General features: G+C 53.6%; 13 protein-coding genes and 1 riboswitch. Of the genes, 5 read left to right on the top strand and 8 right to left on the bottom strand.

The window, feature by feature from the left end; genetic code table 11:
* Positions 1 to 18 precede the first annotated feature (18 nt).
* The 3 genes from QQ91_RS05695 to QQ91_RS05685 all read right to left on the bottom strand — a co-directional run bounded on the left by QQ91_RS05695 (position 19) and on the right by QQ91_RS05685 (position 4,004).
* Positions 19 to 1,776 carry a ribonuclease J gene (locus QQ91_RS05695; RefSeq protein WP_166280956.1) on the bottom strand — a complete coding sequence of 586 codons (1,758 nt, stop codon included), beginning with the start codon at positions 1,774 to 1,776 and terminating at the stop codon, positions 19 to 21.
* Positions 1,777 to 1,936: 160 nt separating this feature from the next.
* Positions 1,937 to 2,791 (bottom strand): 4-hydroxy-tetrahydrodipicolinate synthase, encoded by an 855-nt coding sequence (dapA, locus tag QQ91_RS05690; protein ID WP_201277340.1) that lies wholly within the window; start codon positions 2,789 to 2,791, stop codon positions 1,937 to 1,939.
* 172 nt (positions 2,792 to 2,963) lie between these two features.
* The gene (locus QQ91_RS05685; RefSeq protein WP_166280952.1) at positions 2,964 to 4,004 is read right to left on the bottom strand and encodes an aspartate-semialdehyde dehydrogenase; all 1,041 of its coding nucleotides are present in this window, start codon (positions 4,002 to 4,004) and stop codon (positions 2,964 to 2,966) included.
* 500 nt (positions 4,005 to 4,504) lie between these two features.
* Here QQ91_RS05685 and tig point away from each other — a divergent pair, with 500 nt between their 5' ends.
* From tig to QQ91_RS05665, 4 genes are all read left to right on the top strand, one after another.
* Complete coding sequence (gene tig, locus QQ91_RS05680; RefSeq protein ID WP_166280948.1) at positions 4,505 to 6,100, top strand: trigger factor; 1,596 nt, start codon at positions 4,505 to 4,507, stop codon at positions 6,098 to 6,100.
* 373 nt (positions 6,101 to 6,473) lie between these two features.
* The gene (clpP, locus tag QQ91_RS05675; protein ID WP_349306856.1) at positions 6,474 to 7,106 is read left to right on the top strand and encodes an ATP-dependent Clp endopeptidase proteolytic subunit ClpP; all 633 of its coding nucleotides are present in this window, start codon (positions 6,474 to 6,476) and stop codon (positions 7,104 to 7,106) included.
* A 9-nt stretch (positions 7,107 to 7,115) separates the two neighbouring features.
* Complete coding sequence (gene clpX / locus QQ91_RS05670; protein WP_166280944.1) at positions 7,116 to 8,459, top strand: ATP-dependent protease ATP-binding subunit ClpX; 1,344 nt, start codon at positions 7,116 to 7,118, stop codon at positions 8,457 to 8,459.
* A gap of 127 nt (positions 8,460 to 8,586) precedes the next feature.
* Positions 8,587 to 9,444, top strand: a complete 858-nt coding sequence (locus QQ91_RS05665; RefSeq protein ID WP_166280942.1) for an alpha/beta fold hydrolase — start codon at positions 8,587 to 8,589, stop codon at positions 9,442 to 9,444.
* A 68-nt stretch (positions 9,445 to 9,512) separates the two neighbouring features.
* Here QQ91_RS05665 and QQ91_RS05660 read toward each other — a convergent pair whose 3' ends face one another.
* From QQ91_RS05660 to QQ91_RS05640, 5 genes are all read right to left on the bottom strand, one after another.
* Positions 9,513 to 11,195 carry an ATP-binding protein gene (locus tag QQ91_RS05660; protein ID WP_166280940.1) on the bottom strand — a complete coding sequence of 561 codons (1,683 nt, stop codon included), beginning with the start codon at positions 11,193 to 11,195 and terminating at the stop codon, positions 9,513 to 9,515.
* A gap of 50 nt (positions 11,196 to 11,245) precedes the next feature.
* Positions 11,246 to 11,968, bottom strand: a complete 723-nt coding sequence (locus tag QQ91_RS05655) for a tetratricopeptide repeat protein (protein WP_166280938.1) — start codon at positions 11,966 to 11,968, stop codon at positions 11,246 to 11,248.
* Positions 11,969 to 12,125: 157 nt separating this feature from the next.
* The gene (locus tag QQ91_RS05650; RefSeq protein ID WP_166280936.1) at positions 12,126 to 12,812 is read right to left on the bottom strand and encodes a J domain-containing protein; all 687 of its coding nucleotides are present in this window, start codon (positions 12,810 to 12,812) and stop codon (positions 12,126 to 12,128) included.
* A 111-nt stretch (positions 12,813 to 12,923) separates the two neighbouring features.
* Positions 12,924 to 14,588, bottom strand: a complete 1,665-nt coding sequence (locus tag QQ91_RS05645) for a phospholipase D-like domain-containing protein (RefSeq protein WP_250833268.1) — start codon at positions 14,586 to 14,588, stop codon at positions 12,924 to 12,926.
* A gap of 192 nt (positions 14,589 to 14,780) precedes the next feature.
* Positions 14,781 to 15,728 carry a lipid-binding SYLF domain-containing protein gene (locus QQ91_RS05640; RefSeq protein WP_166280932.1) on the bottom strand — a complete coding sequence of 316 codons (948 nt, stop codon included), beginning with the start codon at positions 15,726 to 15,728 and terminating at the stop codon, positions 14,781 to 14,783.
* Positions 15,729 to 16,003: 275 nt separating this feature from the next.
* Positions 16,004 to 16,171, top strand: a riboswitch (cobalamin riboswitch).
* A 31-nt stretch (positions 16,172 to 16,202) separates the two neighbouring features.
* Here QQ91_RS05640 and QQ91_RS05635 point away from each other — a divergent pair.
* Positions 16,203 to 16,895 (top strand): HupE/UreJ family protein, encoded by a 693-nt coding sequence (locus QQ91_RS05635; RefSeq protein WP_166280930.1) that lies wholly within the window; start codon positions 16,203 to 16,205, stop codon positions 16,893 to 16,895.
* Positions 16,896 to 16,922: the final 27 nt, after the last annotated feature.

Genomic DNA, 16,922 nt, shown 5'->3' with positions numbered 1-16,922 from the left:
CTCTCCCCTGTACCTTGACTAGGATGCAACCTGCGCTGTACTTCGAGTGCGACGTTGGCGCACCCGCGCCTTTTTCTGGGAGGCGTTGACCGATTCGCTAGACTGCATCATCAACACCAACGTTGCTCGAGACTTGAGCTCACGACGCAAAAGCCCCTGGATCTCTCGCTCCAGATAGTCTTGTAGACCCTCCCAATCAATGGCGGATCCAGAAGCATAATGGGACCAGCGGTTGTTCAAGGCCAGTTCCAAGGTGCTTTGCACCCAGAATTGCCACTTTTCCTCGGCTACCGGCGTCACTACACCTCGCAGATGCACCTGGGGCGGATACATCAGCTTACCCTCCCCATTGATGCCCACCGCAACGGTAACAATGCCATCCTCAGCCAGTCGCTGGCGCTCTTCCAGGACATGGGCCTTCAAGACGCCAGCATTATCCATCAGCTCAATTCCGGCCGAAACCTGGCCCGCAATTTGAATGGAAGACTCAGTCAGCTCGACAATGTCACCATTTTGAATCACCACCATATTCTCTGCAGGAATTCCCATACTCTGGGCCGTCTTTGCATGGCGGACCAGCATGCGATGCTCTCCATGGACGGGCAAGAAGAACTTGGGCCGGGTTAGGCCAATCATCATTTTTTGATCCTCTTGGGATCCATGCCCAGACACGTGCAGCCCCTGCTGTCGACCGTATACGACCCGTGCCCCCTTCATCATCAAGGCATCGATCAAATTCACCACGGCAATTGTATTGCCAGGAATCGGATTAGCCGAAAAGATAACCGTATCATTCTCCCGAATCCTCACCTGGCGGTGCTCACCTCGGGCAATGCGAGACATGGCCGCCATGGGTTCCCCTTGGGACCCTGTCGATAGGATCAAAATTTTGTGGTCGGGAAGATCTCGCAGGGCATGGAGCGGCTCAAAGAGGTTATCTGGACATTTGATATAGCCCAGTTCCCGAGCATGGGCAATGACGTTGAGCATGGATCGCCCCAGGACCGATACCTTGCGACCATGCTTTTGCGCCAACTCCAGGACCATATTGACCCGATGCACTGAGGAAGCAAAGGTGGTTAGAAAAACCCGCCCTGGGGCTTCCCCAATCACGCGGTCTAAATTGGGAAACACGGATCGCTCAGCGGGCGTAAACCCTGGAACTTCAGAGTTTGTCGAGTCGCTGATCAGACAAAGCACGCCCTGTTCCCCGTGCTCGGCTAGCTTTTGGAAGTCAAAGCGCTCCCCATCCACAGGGGTATGGTCAATCTTAAAGTCGCCCGTGTGGATGACCACCCCTAAGGGAGTATGCAAAGCCACAGAGAAGCTGTCGGAAATGGAGTGAGTATTGCGAATGTATTCCACAAAAAAGTTCTCGCCCAGCCGCACAATGTCACGCGGGGCAACGGTTCGCAACTCGGTTTTTCCAGCCACTCCTGCTTCCTCCAGCTTGCGCTGTAAAAGCGCCATGGCCAGGCGAGGCCCGTAAATTACGGGAATATCAAACTGCTTCAGGTGAAACGGAATGCCACCAATGTGATCTTCATGACCATGGGTAACAATCATGCCCTTAATCTTGTGACGATTCTCGCGCAGGTAGGTCATGTCTGGAAGCACGATGTTGACGCCATGCATCCCATCGGACGGGAAGGCAAGCCCTGCATCTAGCAAAATAATTTCGTCACCGTACTCAAAAACGCAGGTGTTTTTTCCAATTTCATGAAGGCCGCCCAGGGGGATGATCTTCAAAGCTTGACTAGCTTTTTTTCGAGACATAGGTTTTCGTTCCTTTAGTTCAATTCAGTAAATCAGTTGAGTTCCAGAAATCTTTCCAACAGAGCCATGGGAGGGATTCCATCGATCTAGATCACCCTTTGAGCCTTCCACCGGTTCCGAGAAACTCCCGAGTCTCCCCTAGCAGCGGCAGATCGTTAACTCAAAGAAGATGCATTTCCTGCAAAATACGGGCCAGGTCTTCTTTTAAGGAATCAGTGGGGTTCGAGAGGGGCAGGCGAGTTCCACCCACTGACCAGCCCATGAGATTCAGCGCAGTTTTCACTGGAATGGGATTGGTGGTGGCAAATAGCCCCTTAAACAAAGGCCATAGGTCAGTGTGGATTTGGCTGGCCTCGGCTACGTTTCCGGCAAAAAAGGCCTCCACCATCGCCTTCATTTTTAAGCCCACCACATGACTGGCAACACTGACAACGCCCGATCCCCCGACGGCCAGCAGGGGCAACGTGAGACCATCGTCACCCGAATAGATTAAAAAGCTGGGGTCGGTCAGACGGCGAATGTGGCTGGCCTGATCTAAGCTACCACTGGCCTCCTTAATGGCCACCACGCTGTCCAGTTCCGCTAGCCGCGCCACGGTTTCCGGGGACATGTTTTGACCCGTGCGACCGGGAATGTTGTACAGCATGATCGGCAGGCTGGGAACGGCCTGGGCGATCGCGGCAAAATGCTCGTACAGCCCCTCCTGGGGAGGCTTGTTATAGTAGGGCACCACCAGCAGCGCTCCATCCAGACCTAGGGCGGCGGCCTTTTCCGTGGCGGCGATGGCTTCTCGGGTCGAATTTGAGCCTGTGCCCGCGATAATCTGAGCCTTACCCCCCACAGCCTGCTTCACGGCTTGAAACAGATGATATTGCTCATCCCAGGTCAGCGTTGGCGACTCTCCGGTCGTTCCGCAAATCACCAACGAGTCTGAACCGTTGGCCACCAAATGTTGCGCCAAATGCGCCGCAAGCTCATAGTCCACCTGACCTTGAGGGTCAAACGGTGTGACCATTGCAGTGATAATCCTGCCAAACTGTGTCACAGGCACCCTACTCCAGCGCGCTAACAACGAATCGAATCACAATTGACTCCAGTGATTTCAAAACAGACAAATAGAGTTCAAACCGACCCTAGCAACCCAGCCAAGCAGCTTGGAGGCAAACAGGACCCAAAAATGAGCGAACTTAGGAAGATACTGCCATTGCGGACTGCACCAAGTTTCGGTTCACGAGCAATTCGGCAATTTGGATGGCGTTTAAGGCTGCGCCCTTGCGAATTTGGTCCCCACAAATCCATAGTTCTAAACCACAGGGATGGGAAAGATCCTGGCGAATGCGTCCCACCAACACCTCATCTTTTCCGCTGGCGTCCATCGGCATCGGGAAATAGTTCTTGTCCCAATCCTCTAGCAACTTCACCCCCGGAGCCTCAGCGAGAATTTGTCGGGCGCGATCTGCCGATAGCGGCTCTGCAAACTCAAGGTTAATGGCCTCTGAATGGGCCCGGAGTACAGGCACGCGAACGCAGGTTGCACTCACCCGCAAATCTGGGGCACCAAAGATCTTACGGGTCTCATGAATCATCTTCATTTCCTCCTCACAATATCCCTGGGCATTGAGGGGGGAATTGTGGGGAAAAAGGTTGAAGGCCAGGGGATAGGGGAAGATCTCGGCGGGGGGATCTTGCTGATTTAAAATGGCCTGGGTTTGCTGCTTGAGCTCTTCCATCGCCCTGGCCCCAGCCCCGCTCGCCGATTGATAGGTAGCTGCCAGCAGACGCTGAATGGGACAGGCCTGGTGCAACGGCCAAACCGCAAGGCTCATCAAAATCGTGGTGCAGTTGGGATTGGCAATTATTCCCCTATGATCTTCCACGGCATCAGGATTCACCTCTGGGACCACAAGCGGCACGGAAGGATCCATGCGAAAGGCGCTTGAGTTGTCAATCATCACCGCGCCAGATTGCACAATTGCCTCTGCCCAAGCCTTGGAGGTGGAACCGCCCGCGGAGGCCAGCACGATATCCATGCCCTGAAAGGATTTCTCGCTCACAGCCTCAAGGGTGAAGCACTCTCCCTTGAATTCAAGCACCTGCCCCGCAGAACGAGGGGACGCAAGCAGCTTGAGATTTGAAATTGGAAAGTTACGCTCCTCTAGCAGTTGAAGCAGCTCTGCCCCCACCGCTCCGGTTGCCCCCAAGATGGCGACGCTATACGACTCTGTCAATCAACCTCCTCCTTGTCTTCAACATTTGGAATAAAACATCTGGAATAAAACAACATCTATGACAAAACAAAAACCTGAAATTTCTTTTTTTTTCAAAAGCTGGGCCAAGCCCGAAGCGACAGCTCAATATTTTTTTGAAGTGGGAGCGCCCTGGAATACCCTGAGTATAGATTGTTTCTTGAAAACATCAAGTCTTGACTCGCTAACTTTTCTCAAGTATCGGGCTCCAGGTTCCCTCAGCTCTCGTCTAGAGTAATCCCATTTTGACCGCTGTTTTGATCCTGGCGAGGCCAGGATTCAATTGAAATGGCCCTCTGAGCTTGATAAATCCTGGGCAACCGTTAGCTGACGCGCCAGTTGTCGCGCCACCGAGGGTCCGTCGAACCCAAAGGCATTCTGGAAAAAATAATTGACGCCACATTGATCAGTTATCATAGCTTATTGCGCAGTTTTAATTGCCCTCCTGACAAAAACTCACAGCAGAAATTGAGAGGAAGACATTGTCTGAGACACAAACCCTAACCGTAACCCAGAAAAAGCTCCCGGCCAGTCAACTGGGGCTTGAGATTGAGATTCCGGGAGAGCGATCGCAAAAAGCCTACGAGTCTGTGATCACCAAGCTCATGAGAACCGCACAAATTCCGGGGTTTCGGCGCGGGAAAGTCCCCCGGCAAGTAATCTTGCAACGCTTCGGGAGTGGTTATCTGAAGGCCGCCACCCTGGAAGACTTGGTTCAAAATGCGCTCCAAGAGGCCATCAAACAGGAAGACCTCACCATTCTCGGAAATCTGGAGCTGCAGTCCTCCTTTGAAGAGCTAGTCGACCAGTTTAAGCCCGGCGATAGCATTACCTTTTCCGCCAGCGCAGATATCCATCCCGAGATTTCCCTGAAGCGCCACAGTGGCTTTGAATTGAGCGTTGAGGAATCCCTGTACAATCCAGAGCGCATTAACGAAACACTGCAACAGCAGCAGTCTGCCCATGCCACCCTGGTGCCGGTAGACGATCGGCCAGCCCAAATGGATGATGTGGTCATGGTGGACTTTATCAGCGAGTTCCCAGACGATTCAGAGGCAGGGGAAGACTCGGGATCTGAAATGACGGATTTTCAGGTTGAACTCTCTGAAAGTCGTTTCTTACCGGGCTTTGTGCAGGGCGTCATTGGCATGAAAATTGATGAGCACAAAGAATTCGAGGTGGAGTTTCCCGAGGATTACTTTGAGCAAAGCCTGGCAGGACGCACCGCCACCTTCAAGGTAACGCTCAAGGATATTAAATCTAAGGAGCTCCCTGAGCTAACGGATGATTTTGCCCAGGAAATTAGCGAGTTTGAGACTCTGGATGGCCTGAAAACCTTCCTGGAGGAACAATATCAAAAAGAGGCGCAAACGGAGACGGAAAACCGTACCCACGAAGCCATCATGGATGCCCTGGTGGAAGAGCTAGAGGTGGATCTGCCTCAAACCTTGATTGAACAGGAAGTCAACGCCATGCTCAACGAAATGGCGGCCCGTTTTCAGTCCCAGGGCATGGACATCAACAAGCTATTCACCAAGGAGTCCATTCCGGGCTTTAAAGAGCGCCTTAAACCCGAGGCCGAAAAGCGAGTGAAGCGCACGCTGGCTTTGGCAGAGGTGGCCAAGCAAGAAAAACTAGAGGTGGACCTCGAAGCTCTGGAGGAAAAATTCACCGCCACCCTGAAGCAGCTAGATGAGCGCAAAATTGATCGCGATCGCCTGAGGCAGGTGTTGGCAGATGAACTGCTTGAGACCCAGGTTTTAGACTGGGTCAAGGAGCACTCCACCATTACCTGCCATCCTCCCCAGGAGTCTGCCCCAGCCGAGGCCACACCATCGGAAGCAGCCTCAGAGGAAGCAGCCTCAGAGGAACCTGCCGCACAGGAAAAATCCCCCCCCGCCAAGAAGCCCCCAAGCAAAGCGCCGAAGGCAAAGGCCGCCACCCAAGCAAAGAGTCCTAAGGCAAAGAGCGCTGAGGTAAAAAGCACCCAGGCCGAGGATTCAGAGCAGCCTGCTGCGGACGATGATCAGCCCAAAGCTTCTCCCAAAGCCTCGGCTAAGGCCAAGAAAGAATCGTAACTCCGCCGACCGGAGGGACTCGGCCGGCGGGGCTTGGGGAAGCCCCAGGGCATTCCTCAATAAAACTTTGTAAGTTCTTGGCTGTAGTCCTATCCCCCTGTTTTTAGAAACACTCCAGCCCCTCAGGGTTATAGGAATTTTGAGTGGATCAACGGTCCTTAACCGTTTTAAATCTCATGAGGCATAATGAATCAATGAGGCACTCAATCCGGGTTCTTGCGGTGAGCAATCAGGGTTCGATTCCATGCCATATGCTTTTTTAGACAACAGTCCGAGATCGACCTCTATGTTTTTTTCCCAATCTTCATTTCACCCCATATCCGCGCAGATAGCGGGTGCTACCTCCTATCCCACTGCCGAGATTCCGCGCAATATCGTGCCGATGGTTGTTGAACAATCTGGACGAGGTGAGCGTGCGTTTGACATCTACTCGCGTCTGCTGCGGGAGAGAATTGTGTTCCTGGGCGGCAGCGGATCCTCCAGTGGCGGGATTGACGATGTCATGGCCGATTCTATTGTGGCTCAAATGCTGTTTCTAGAATCCGAGGACCCTGACCAAGACATTTACCTGTATATCAATTCACCGGGCGGATCCATCACCGCAGGCTTGGCCATCTATGACACCATGCAACATATCCGTCCGGATGTGTGTACGATTTGTTTTGGGCTTGCGGCCAGTATGGGCGCATTTTTGCTCACCGCGGGAGCTAAGGGGAAGCGGATGGCCCTCCCCCATTCTCGGATCATGATCCACCAGCCCTTGGGAGGGGCTCAGGGGCAAGCGGTTGACATTGAGATTCGGGCTAAGGAAATCCTCTATCTCAAAAATCAGCTCAACCACTTAATGGCGGACCATACCGGTCAGCCCTTTGAGCGCATTGAATCGGATACAGACCGGGACTTTTTCATGTCTGCTGAAGAGGCAAAAGACTACGGTTTGATTGATCAAGTCCTTTCCCGCGAAAATCTGCCGAGCCGATCTCAGTCTATCTCTGCCGTTCAATAACCATTCGTTATGTCCAAATATGACTCCCATCTTAAGTGTTCCTTCTGCGGCAAATCCCAGGAACAGGTTCGAAAATTAATTGCCGGGCCGGGGGTCTATATTTGCGATGAATGTGTTGACCTGTGCAACGAGATTTTAGACGAGGAGCTGTTTGAAGCAGGCACTAACGTTCCCGCTCCGCAAGCGGCCCCCCGTCGAGAACCCAGCCCGGAAAAAAGACGCGCACGCAGTTCCCAGATGCATCTGAGCCAGATTCCAAAACCACGGGAAATTAAAAGCCACCTTGATGAGCATGTAATTGGCCAAGACGAGGCCAAAAAAGTCCTGTCAGTGGCGGTTTATAACCATTACAAGCGTCTGAGCCTGCTGCAATCTGGGTCCAGTGCGGAGGACGAGGAGACGATTGAGCTCCAAAAATCCAATATCCTGCTCATTGGACCCACGGGCTGCGGCAAAACCCTGTTGGCCCAGACCCTAGCTCGCATTTTAGAAGTCCCCTTTGCGGTGGCCGATGCCACCACCTTAACGGAGGCTGGCTATGTGGGTGAGGATGTTGAAAATATTCTGCTTCGACTCTTACAGGTGGCCGATTTAGATGTGGAAGAGGCGCAGCGTGGCATTATCTATATTGATGAAATTGATAAGGTGGCGCGCAAGAGCGAGAATCCATCCATTACCCGCGATGTTTCTGGCGAAGGGGTCCAGCAAGCGCTGTTGAAAATGCTGGAGGGAACCGTGGCCAATGTTCCTCCTCAAGGCGGACGCAAGCATCCCTACCAGGATTGTATCCAGATTGACACCACCAATATCCTGTTCATTTGTGGCGGCGCCTTTGTGGGATTGGATAAAACCATTGAACAGCGCACGGGGAAAAAGTCAATGGGATTTATTCACTCCGGCGACCCAAAGGCCAAGGAAAAGCAGACGGCTAACCTTTTAAAGGCGCTGGAGCCGGAGGACTTGGTCAAGTTCGGCATGATTCCAGAGTTTACGGGCCGAATCCCGGTCATGACCGTTTTAAATCCCCTGGATGAGCCGGCCCTGTGTAAAATTCTGACTGAGCCCCGTAATGCGTTGCTCAAGCAGTATCAGAAGCTGCTGCATATGGATAATGTGCAGCTAGAGTTTCATCCGGAAGCCGTTAGAGCCATTGCGCGGGAAGCCTACCGGCGCAAGACTGGAGCCAGGGCGTTACGGGCAATTGTGGAAGAAATCATGCTGGATGTGATGTATGAACTGCCATCCCGGAAGGACATGACCACCTGTGAAATCACGGCTAAAATGGTCGAGCAACGCTCAAGCGCAGACTTGCTGCTCCATCCCTCTTCCATTCCCACCCCTGAGTCTGCCTAGGGCGCACCCACAGGTTCCCACTCACGAGGAGGGTGAGCTTAACAGATTTGTCAAAGGCTGGTTTTTTTATCAGCGGATTCAAGAGATCAAGCATAACGGTGATGTTTCCCATGGGAGAGAGTTCACGATGAGCTACACCCAGGTTCGAGGGGTCAAGCACTATTACGAGTGGATCACCTCAGCCCCCAGTCCATCAGGGACGCCCAAGGAAATTATGGTGTTTCTGCATGGTTGGGGGGGCTCGGCTCGATACTGGGAGTCCGTGGCCCACCGTCTCAGTGAACGCTTTGATTGTTTGCTGTACGATCTGCGCGGGTTTGGTCGTTCCCAGGCCAGTCCGGACGTCAGCCGTCAAGCCGTCAAGCAAATTTATGATTTAGAAACCTATGCCCTGGATCTGGCTGCGTTTCTGGAGTCTCTGGGGCTAGAAAAAATTCATCTCCAGGCCCATTCCACCGGGTCCTCCATTGCGGCCCTGTTCATGAATCGCTACCCTGAGCAGGTGGAGCGAGCCATCTTAGCCTGTAACGGCATCTTTGAGTTTGAGGCCAAGGCCTTTGAACAATTTCACCGATTTGGCGAGCTTGTCATTAAATTTCGTCCGAAATGGATGCTGGCGATTCCCGGTCTTGAGCATCTATTCATGGCACGCTTTTTAGACCAGTCCATTCCGCGACCGCTCAAGGTGCAGTTCCTCGCAGATTTTGTGGATGCAGATCAGCAGGCTGCACTAGGCACAATGCTCACAGCAGTGAGTCAACAGTCGGCCCAGGCTATGCCGGCTGAGTTTGCACGCATTCATTGCCCGACCCTTTTGATTTCTGGTCAGAGCGATCGCATTATTCCTGCGCAGATGGGAGCCAGGGCAGCGGATTTAAATGAACACATTGTGCATCGGATTATTCCCAATACAGGGCATTTTCCGATGTTGGAAGCTCCAGAAGCCTATCTTCAGGAGGTCCAAGAGTTTTTGGCCCTAGCCTAAGCCAGCACTAATCCTCAGAATAATCCCCACAAGGGCGACTCATCAATCGACGACTCATCAGAGGACGATTAATCAATCGAGACCCCACGAACCTTGGCGGGCTGCTTTTTTCCTTCTAAAGGAGCCTGCTGCACCATTCTCTCGCGCTGACGGTGAACTTTAAAGTAATCTTGCCAAAGTCCTGGGGCATTGAGGGTATCCCCGCCGTGCTGGGTGACGCGCTCACGCACCTGGCACAGCACGGGTGTATTGACACACATCCCGGAAATAATAACCTGGCCCTTAGTCAAGGCGGGTAGTTCCTTGAGCAGATCGCGTCCTGCGGCCTCTACGCCGTATTTTAAGCTCTCCTGGTCCACGGGATTGACAATGCGCATGAGAAACTGGCTCATGCATTGGGAAAGCACATCTGAGTCCAATTTGCCGGGACGCTGGGTAATCAACCCTACCCCTAAGCCAAACTTCCGGCCCTCACTTAAAATGGTGCGGATTACCGCCTTACATCGGGACGGTTCATGGGCTGGGGCAAACCGATGAGCCTCTTCGAGGAGAATAAACACCGGATAGGGTAAATAGGATTCATCCTGAGGGTCAACGCGCTCCTTTTGCGTGGCCATGCGGGCAAAATTTGCCTGCCGCAGCACTGCCGCACAGATGACCTGCTGCTCCTCTTGATCAATTTCATTCATTTGCAGAACGGTGACCTGTCCGGGGGCAAACAAATCTCGGGGGGCAAGGTGCTCAAAGGGGTCAAAGTAGCTGGAATTAGCCAAGCGCTCAAGTTTCCATTCCAACGCCGCGACCGAACTGCCCTGGCGTTCATTGCCATCCTCATCCTGAACTCGATCAACTTCTTGAATGGCAAACACTAAATCATCCACGGTCCAGCGGGTATCCCCCGAAAATCGCTTTTGAAGCTGACGAAAGGCCCGACTGAGGATCGACTGCTGGCGATCGCTCATTTCCGGAAGCAGCGAGAGTACATCGTAGTAGTTTAAGGAGGAGATGCGAATCTTGACCTCATGGGGCTGCAATATCTTGACCTGGGGTTGATAGCCGTCTTCGCCCCGAAAGGCCGGATGACCGCGCAGGGCGTCCAGGGTGCCATACTCCCCGTGGGGGTCGAAAATCAGCACAGCAGCTCGGTTATAGGGGCGCAGCAATTCCTCCACCAGCACCCCTGCCGTATAGGACTTTCCGGATCCCGTACCGGCCAGAATGGCCATGTGGGTGCTGACCAGTTCCTTCACATCCAGATGAATGGGCACTGCGTTGCGATCGCGCAGCAGCAAATGGCCAACCGAAGCAGAGCCAACCTCCGTCGCCTGCTTTTTATTCAGTACTCGACCCAGCATGGCGTCCGAAGCCAGGTAAACCTTCATACCCGGTTCAGGAGGCTGGCGGGGGTTCATAAAGCCCAACACCGGATGAAAATAGCCCACCACCTCCACCGCCACTTCATAAATTTCGGGGCTGTCATACTTAAACCCCACCAAAGCAGCGATCGCGCTGGGATTAATTTCCGTATCTGCAAAAATGCGATCCGGTAGGTGGTCCACGAGTGTGCACCCGCTCACCTTGCCGAGAATTTTCAGAAGAAGGCCGGACTCCTCTGGGTTGGGAATCTGAAAGTAAACAAACTCGCCAATTTTAATGTGTTGGGTATCCGCCGTAATGAAGACATACTGATTGCCGGTATCGCCCGGCCCTTTGACCGTACCAATCACCTGAGAGACTGAGTTGTCTGCCATAGTCCGTGTTTACCCCTTTGCCCCCAAAAGTGAACGCCGATTTCCTAGCGCTAGTTTAGCGACTCTATCAGAGTTTGATAAGCCGTCATGTAGATAGGGTCAATGAGCATGGACTCTTTGAAGGCTGCTACGGCTTCGTGAACCTGGCCCTGGTAGTACTGAACCAGGCCCAGACCGTAGTAGCTAGGGGCATGATCTGGCATCAGCACCAGCGCCTTTTGAAAGGCCAAAAAAGCCTCTCCATAGCTTCTATGCTGGGCAAAGGCCACCCCTAGGCCATAGAAGGCGGTACCTAAGCGAGGCGACAGTTGGATGGCCCTCTGGTAGGATTCAATGGCGCCGGCCAGATCTCCAAGCTGATGCTGGTTGCTGGCGTAATTACAATATAAAATTGCCTGCTTGGGCGCTAGCTTTATGGCTTGAGCGTAAAACCTCTGAGCAACCGAAAACTCCCGTAGCTTGTAGTGGGCACTCCCCAGGCCATTGTAGGCGGCTAACAAGCGGGGGGACTTCTCCAGCGCCAGCTGAAAGTTTTGGATTGCCCCGGGGTAATTGCCCTGGTAATACTTACTCAGGCCACGCTTTAGCCAAACCTTCGCCCAGGCTGGATCGCCGGAAAAGAGAGGGTCAGGGAGGATCAAACTCGTAGCGACCCGAACCGCTTGCAGCCTAGCGTCTAAGGTATTCGCCAGGGACAATCCCCGCTTGATCAAATCAGCCTTGATCAGATCAGGGGCTAGGTCAGCCTGGGGACGATATTGAAGGTCGGCCATGCGTTAAGGGAGAGAGGGAGTCAGCCAGGACACAAACTTCAGAAAATGCTGGAATCATGAAAGGCTGGAATTATCATAGGACAAAGCCCTGGTTTTTTCTACGAAGGAAGGGCTCGAAGGAAGGGCTGTAACCTCAGGGTGCCGTCCGGGTGCAAACCTACCGGATCTGCTGTTTTAGACGATTCAAGCGTTGTTGAGCCTGCTGGATTTGACGATCCAGTTGTCGGGACATCTCATCTAAAAGATGACGCCCCTGCTGTTCAGCCCGCTGGATTTTGATCCAGAGGCGATACAGATCGCTGCCTTCGATGGCGTGGATCTTCTCTTCAATGGCCTGAAGACGGCTCTGACTTTGGGCAATTTGGCGCAGGGTGCGCATCAGTTCCGCAGCGGTATCATCTCCTTGAATAGACTCTGGAGACTGGTTCCAGGTTTCAAACAGGTGCTGCAGCCGCGCCAGATCACCTGCAGCGTAGGCCCGATTGACCTCCGCCATCAAGTCTTCGCGGCGAGCGCGCTCGTCGGGGTCCGTCGCCAGGTCAGGATGGATTTGCTTCGCCAGTTCCCGATACAGCTGCTTGAGTTCACCGGTGGGACGAAAGTTTTGTTCGGCCAGTAGACTGGCCTCATAGTCTAGAATTTGGGCCTCAATGCGATCAAGTTCCTGCTGGCGCATGCCCACCACTTGCAGATAATGACGTTCAAAGGCATCCAGTTCCGCTTGAAAGGTGGCTAGATCCAGCTCGCGCTCTGCCAATCTAGCCTCAAAATCTATCAGTTCAAGGCGCTTTTGCTCTAGCGCTTTCGCAGTCTCAGAAAGGTGACGAACCAGTCCTCCATCCATCGGCAGCCTCAAATTTTAGACTCTGTCTAGGATAACGAACGCCACCTGGAACTGGCTTTTTCCAAGCAAGGGTTCTGGGGCTCTGCGTCCGCAGGACAAAGCAATCTAGATCTACCAACGGACGCGATCGCGGATCTGCTGCAGGGTCTTCGGTCCAATACCGGGGACCCGGTCTAGATCTGCCAGATCGCGAAAGGGTTGAACCTGGCGGGCTGTCATAATGGCTTGGGCAGTTTTAGGACCGATGCCGGGAAGCTGCTCTAGCTCCTGCTGGGAGGCCTGGTTCAGGTTAATGAGGGTTACAGAGGGCTGGGATCTGGAAAATTGCTGATGTTCTGGCGATGCATTGGTTGGCTTGCCAGGGCTAAATCCGCATTGCTGACGGAACGCCTGCCACTGCGATTGAATCGAGGGGGGTAAGCCCAGACGAGCATTGGTGTAAAGTCGTTCAAATTCCTGCTGGTAGTGGGCTGCAACCGTGGGATGGACAATGGCAACCAGCGTCTCATCGTTGAGGCGATTGGCTGCATCGGACCAGTTATGCGATCCCATCACAACTCGGGTTTGGTCCACAACGGCAAATTTATGGTGCAGTAAATCTCCGGTCTGAAGCTTCGGGGTTCCCACCGTAGCAATGGGACGGGGCCAGGGTCGATTATCTACTTCCACCTGACAAGGGGAAGCCTGCGGAGTCCGTTGGGGCAGCGCAACACCGAGTAAATCTAGTCCTTCACTATAGGGACGAAAGGCAAAGCTGCGATCGATCAGCGCTCGCACCTTCACCCCTTGCTGATGAACGGTGGCTAGGGTGTTGGCCAGGGACTGTTCCGAAAATACAAACAGGGCCAAGTCGATGCGGGATTTTCCCTGGGTCAACTGCTGGTGAATCAAGCCATTGCTCGTCTGTTCCCAGGGTACAGTGGCCGAATCTGGAGAAAACTTCACCCAGACCTGGGCGTTTCCCACCCAGAATTGCTGCGCCGCTCGATGGGGTTTAGAGACACCAAAGCGGCTCTTTTGGGTCGGGTTGCCCCAGAGCAGTTCAAACTCGGCTTGAAAGGCTTGGGCTACCGCTGGACTTTGAATCACCAGCAGGGAATTGGCATTGCCCTGGCTGCGGGCTTGATGGAGATCACCATGGAGATCGGAGAGGGTGAAATTTGCTGAAGTCACCACCACCCGCTGGCCGTCAATCACCACAAACTTATGATGCACCAGGCCGCTGCCCTTGGACCCATCGGCAGTATCGTCCAGCCAGGGCACCTTCGCCTGCTGCAGTATGGCGAGTGCATCCCATTGATGGGCCTCGGCAGCGCTGATGCGCCGATCCTGATTGCGATCTAGCAACGCCAGGTTTTCGACATAGCGCGATCGCAGATGCTCATCCAGGGCAGCCACTTCAGCCTCAGAATAGCGGCTGTAGGGGCGGGAGTAGGTGTTTTCAAGAACCAGACGGACCTTGACTCCATGTTGGTGCCGTTCGCGGAGCGCTTGAGCAATTAAGGGCGATCGCAACTCCTGCACCGCAACCTCTACCTGGGATTGGGCCGATTGAATCTGATCTACGAGAATTTGCTCCAGGTTATCTCCCCGTCGCTGATGGTGGCGATAGGGATCACGATAACTGGCGTGGGGATTCTGGTTAAAGTACGCCTGAATCAACTGGTGCTGGGGGACAGAGGCACCGCGCTCAAACAACACAGGTTCGGCCTGCCAGCGAATCCATCCCCAAAGTCCAAGACCCAAGAGCAGGCAGGGCAGGCCAGCATAGGACACTATGCGATAAATCCAGGAGAAATCAGTGCTCCCAGACTTCCATGGGCGCAGAGTTGCCATCTTTCCCCATCAATCTTGGATATCTCTATCCTAGAGATCCTGGCTTGAACCCAGCCGGTCCTTAAGGTTTATATAAAAAAGGGGTTGGATGAGGCGATCAACCAGTCCTGTTTCCTGTTACCGGCAGGAATCTCAGAACAGCCGGAAGTTGCCATTCTCAGACTGGCTTAGCAGCTCCTTAAGATCGTTGGCCACCTTAGGAGCAGGCGCATAGGAGTCGGCAAATATTTCTCGAGGCGTCACCGCCGAACCATAGAACTGACGGTTGTGTTTTTCCACAAAGCTCAGTTCGGCTCCTTCCAGAGACACGCCGCCGTAGAGTCCGCTGCTGCGAGAGTAGACATAGATTTCGCTCTTGCTCTGCTCATGGGTCGGATCAACGGGCGATCGCTCAATAGGCCCGGCGGTCCCAGACACATTCCCGCCCAACTTAAACGATCCGGTAAAGGCCTCATAGACCATGGATCGCTTGGGAAATAGCAACACCAAATCACTGGATTTTGCCCCAAACTGTAGGCCCAAGCTGCCCGCCGTAATCTTGACAAAGGCAGGATTACTCCAGGAACCATCCTCATTTCGCAGCGACATAATGCCAGACCCACCGCGAGCACCGAAGAAAAATCCCGCTTGGACAATGTTGGGAATAATCACAATTCCTTCACTCTGCCGCAGAATCTCTGGTGGAATTTGGGTTTTGGGATCGCTCATGAACTCGGCAAAGGTGCGCATGGAGGTGGAAACCTTCTGCGCGGATTTCCGAAATCCCTTCGAGCTTGGCTTATCGACGGTTTGATACTCCTGGTTGGCCTCTGGGGGCGGATCGGCGAAGGGATCTGAATTGATCTCTAGTTCACTCTCCGCAGCTTCGAAATCATTAGATTCAAAACCATTAGATTCAAAACCATTAGTCTCAAAACCATCAAATTCGGGTGCTGGCTCAATTTCAGGAATTCCTTCATAGGTTTCCCCTGGCGCTGTGGATTCAATATCCGCTTGAGCGCGACTGATGCCGGGAACCCCTGCAATCAGCCCTGGGGTGCTACAGAGAAAAACCAGCCATACCAGTGTACGTTTCATCATTGAACCTACCTCACATCACTCACAAATTACTGCAACGGTGCACCATAGCGCTGAAGCAGCACAGAGCCGAATACACTCGGACAGCACCATCACACTCGCCCACTATTCGCCCATCTTGCCCGCTCTATCCATTGCGCGCATATCCCTGACGGCCACTCGTCAGCGGATGCAGGCACACTATACCCCAATCCCATTGGAAACGACTCCCCGACTCTAAAAAAAATTCAGATTGTCCATAGAATGCGCTCCTGATTCTGTAATAGAGTAGAAAACGCTGTTGAGATTCCGTCGGTTCCTGGGGGACAGCAGTCCCAGGACGCAAGGGGGAAAGTCCGGTGTGAGTCCGGCACTGACCCGCAACTGTGATGGGGAAGGGGAAAGAGGGGACGTCTATCACCTCCCTTACCCTGAGTCAGAATGCCCGCCGAAACGAGAAAACCAGTTTGTCATTGACGTTTACGTGCGAGGTTCACAATGTCATTTGTTATCGGATTGACGCAATGGACGGTGCAGCGCCTGCCGGGCCGCCCATCCGGCAAGCGTCCCTGGTTAACCCGGGCAGGCCTTGGACTTGGGCTGCTGAGTCTGGGGATAGGGGCACCGGCTTGGGCGCACCATCCCCTCGGAGGTCGGCTCCCGAGCACCTTCCTCGAAGGATTCCTGTCAGGCCTTGGCCATCCGGTCTTAGGACTAGATCACCTAGCCTTCGTGCTGGCCCTAGGCGTGATCGCCGCCCAATTGCAGCGGGCCATCTGGATTCCCGTGGGCTTTGCCATCGCCACCTTGATGGGAGTGGGGGGCCATCTGCTGACGCTGGATGTGCCGGGTGCTGAGTCTATTGTGGCTGGCACCCTGATTGTGCTGGGTCTGCTGTTTATTCTCAGCGATCGCCTCCAAACTCCGGGCCTGCTGGCCATTGGATCCCTGGCAGGATTATTCCATGGCTATGCTTACGGAGAGGCCATTATTGGGTCGGAAATGTCTCCTTTGCTTGCCTATTTGCTGGGCCTAACGGTAATCCAGATCGGCATGGCGCTTTTTAGCTTCGGCATTGCCAAGGTCGTCACAGCCTACGCTCAATCCCATCGACTGAAGCTGCTGCGCGGGGCTGGACTCCTCGTGGGAACCCTGGGAATTATCCTGCTGCGCCGCACCTTGATGGCTTAACAGGCAGGGCCCGAGAGTGGCTAATCC

It is taken from the genome of Lyngbya confervoides BDU141951 (genome assembly GCF_000817775.3).
In the GTDB taxonomy this organism is placed as follows: domain Bacteria; phylum Cyanobacteriota; class Cyanobacteriia; order Thermosynechococcales; family Thermosynechococcaceae; genus Lyngbya; species Lyngbya confervoides.
This window is presented reverse-complemented; position numbering and strand designations above follow the sequence as displayed.

Coding starts and splice junctions, on each gene's coding strand:
- QQ91_RS05695 (WP_166280956.1), bottom strand. CDS start 1,776: ATGTCTCGAAAAAAAGCTAGTCAAGCTTTGAAGATCATCCCCCTGGGC.
- dapA (WP_201277340.1), bottom strand. CDS start 2,791: ATGGTCACACCGTTTGACCCTCAAGGTCAGGTGGACTATGAGCTTGCG.
- clpX (WP_166280944.1), top strand. CDS start 7,116: ATGTCCAAATATGACTCCCATCTTAAGTGTTCCTTCTGCGGCAAATCC.
- QQ91_RS05665 (WP_166280942.1), top strand. CDS start 8,587: ATGAGCTACACCCAGGTTCGAGGGGTCAAGCACTATTACGAGTGGATC.
- QQ91_RS05660 (WP_166280940.1), bottom strand. CDS start 11,195: ATGGCAGACAACTCAGTCTCTCAGGTGATTGGTACGGTCAAAGGGCCG.
- QQ91_RS05655 (WP_166280938.1), bottom strand. CDS start 11,968: ATGGCCGACCTTCAATATCGTCCCCAGGCTGACCTAGCCCCTGATCTG.
- QQ91_RS05650 (WP_166280936.1), bottom strand. CDS start 12,812: ATGGATGGAGGACTGGTTCGTCACCTTTCTGAGACTGCGAAAGCGCTA.
- QQ91_RS05640 (WP_166280932.1), bottom strand. CDS start 15,728: ATGATGAAACGTACACTGGTATGGCTGGTTTTTCTCTGTAGCACCCCA.
- QQ91_RS05635 (WP_166280930.1), top strand. CDS start 16,203: ATGTCATTTGTTATCGGATTGACGCAATGGACGGTGCAGCGCCTGCCG.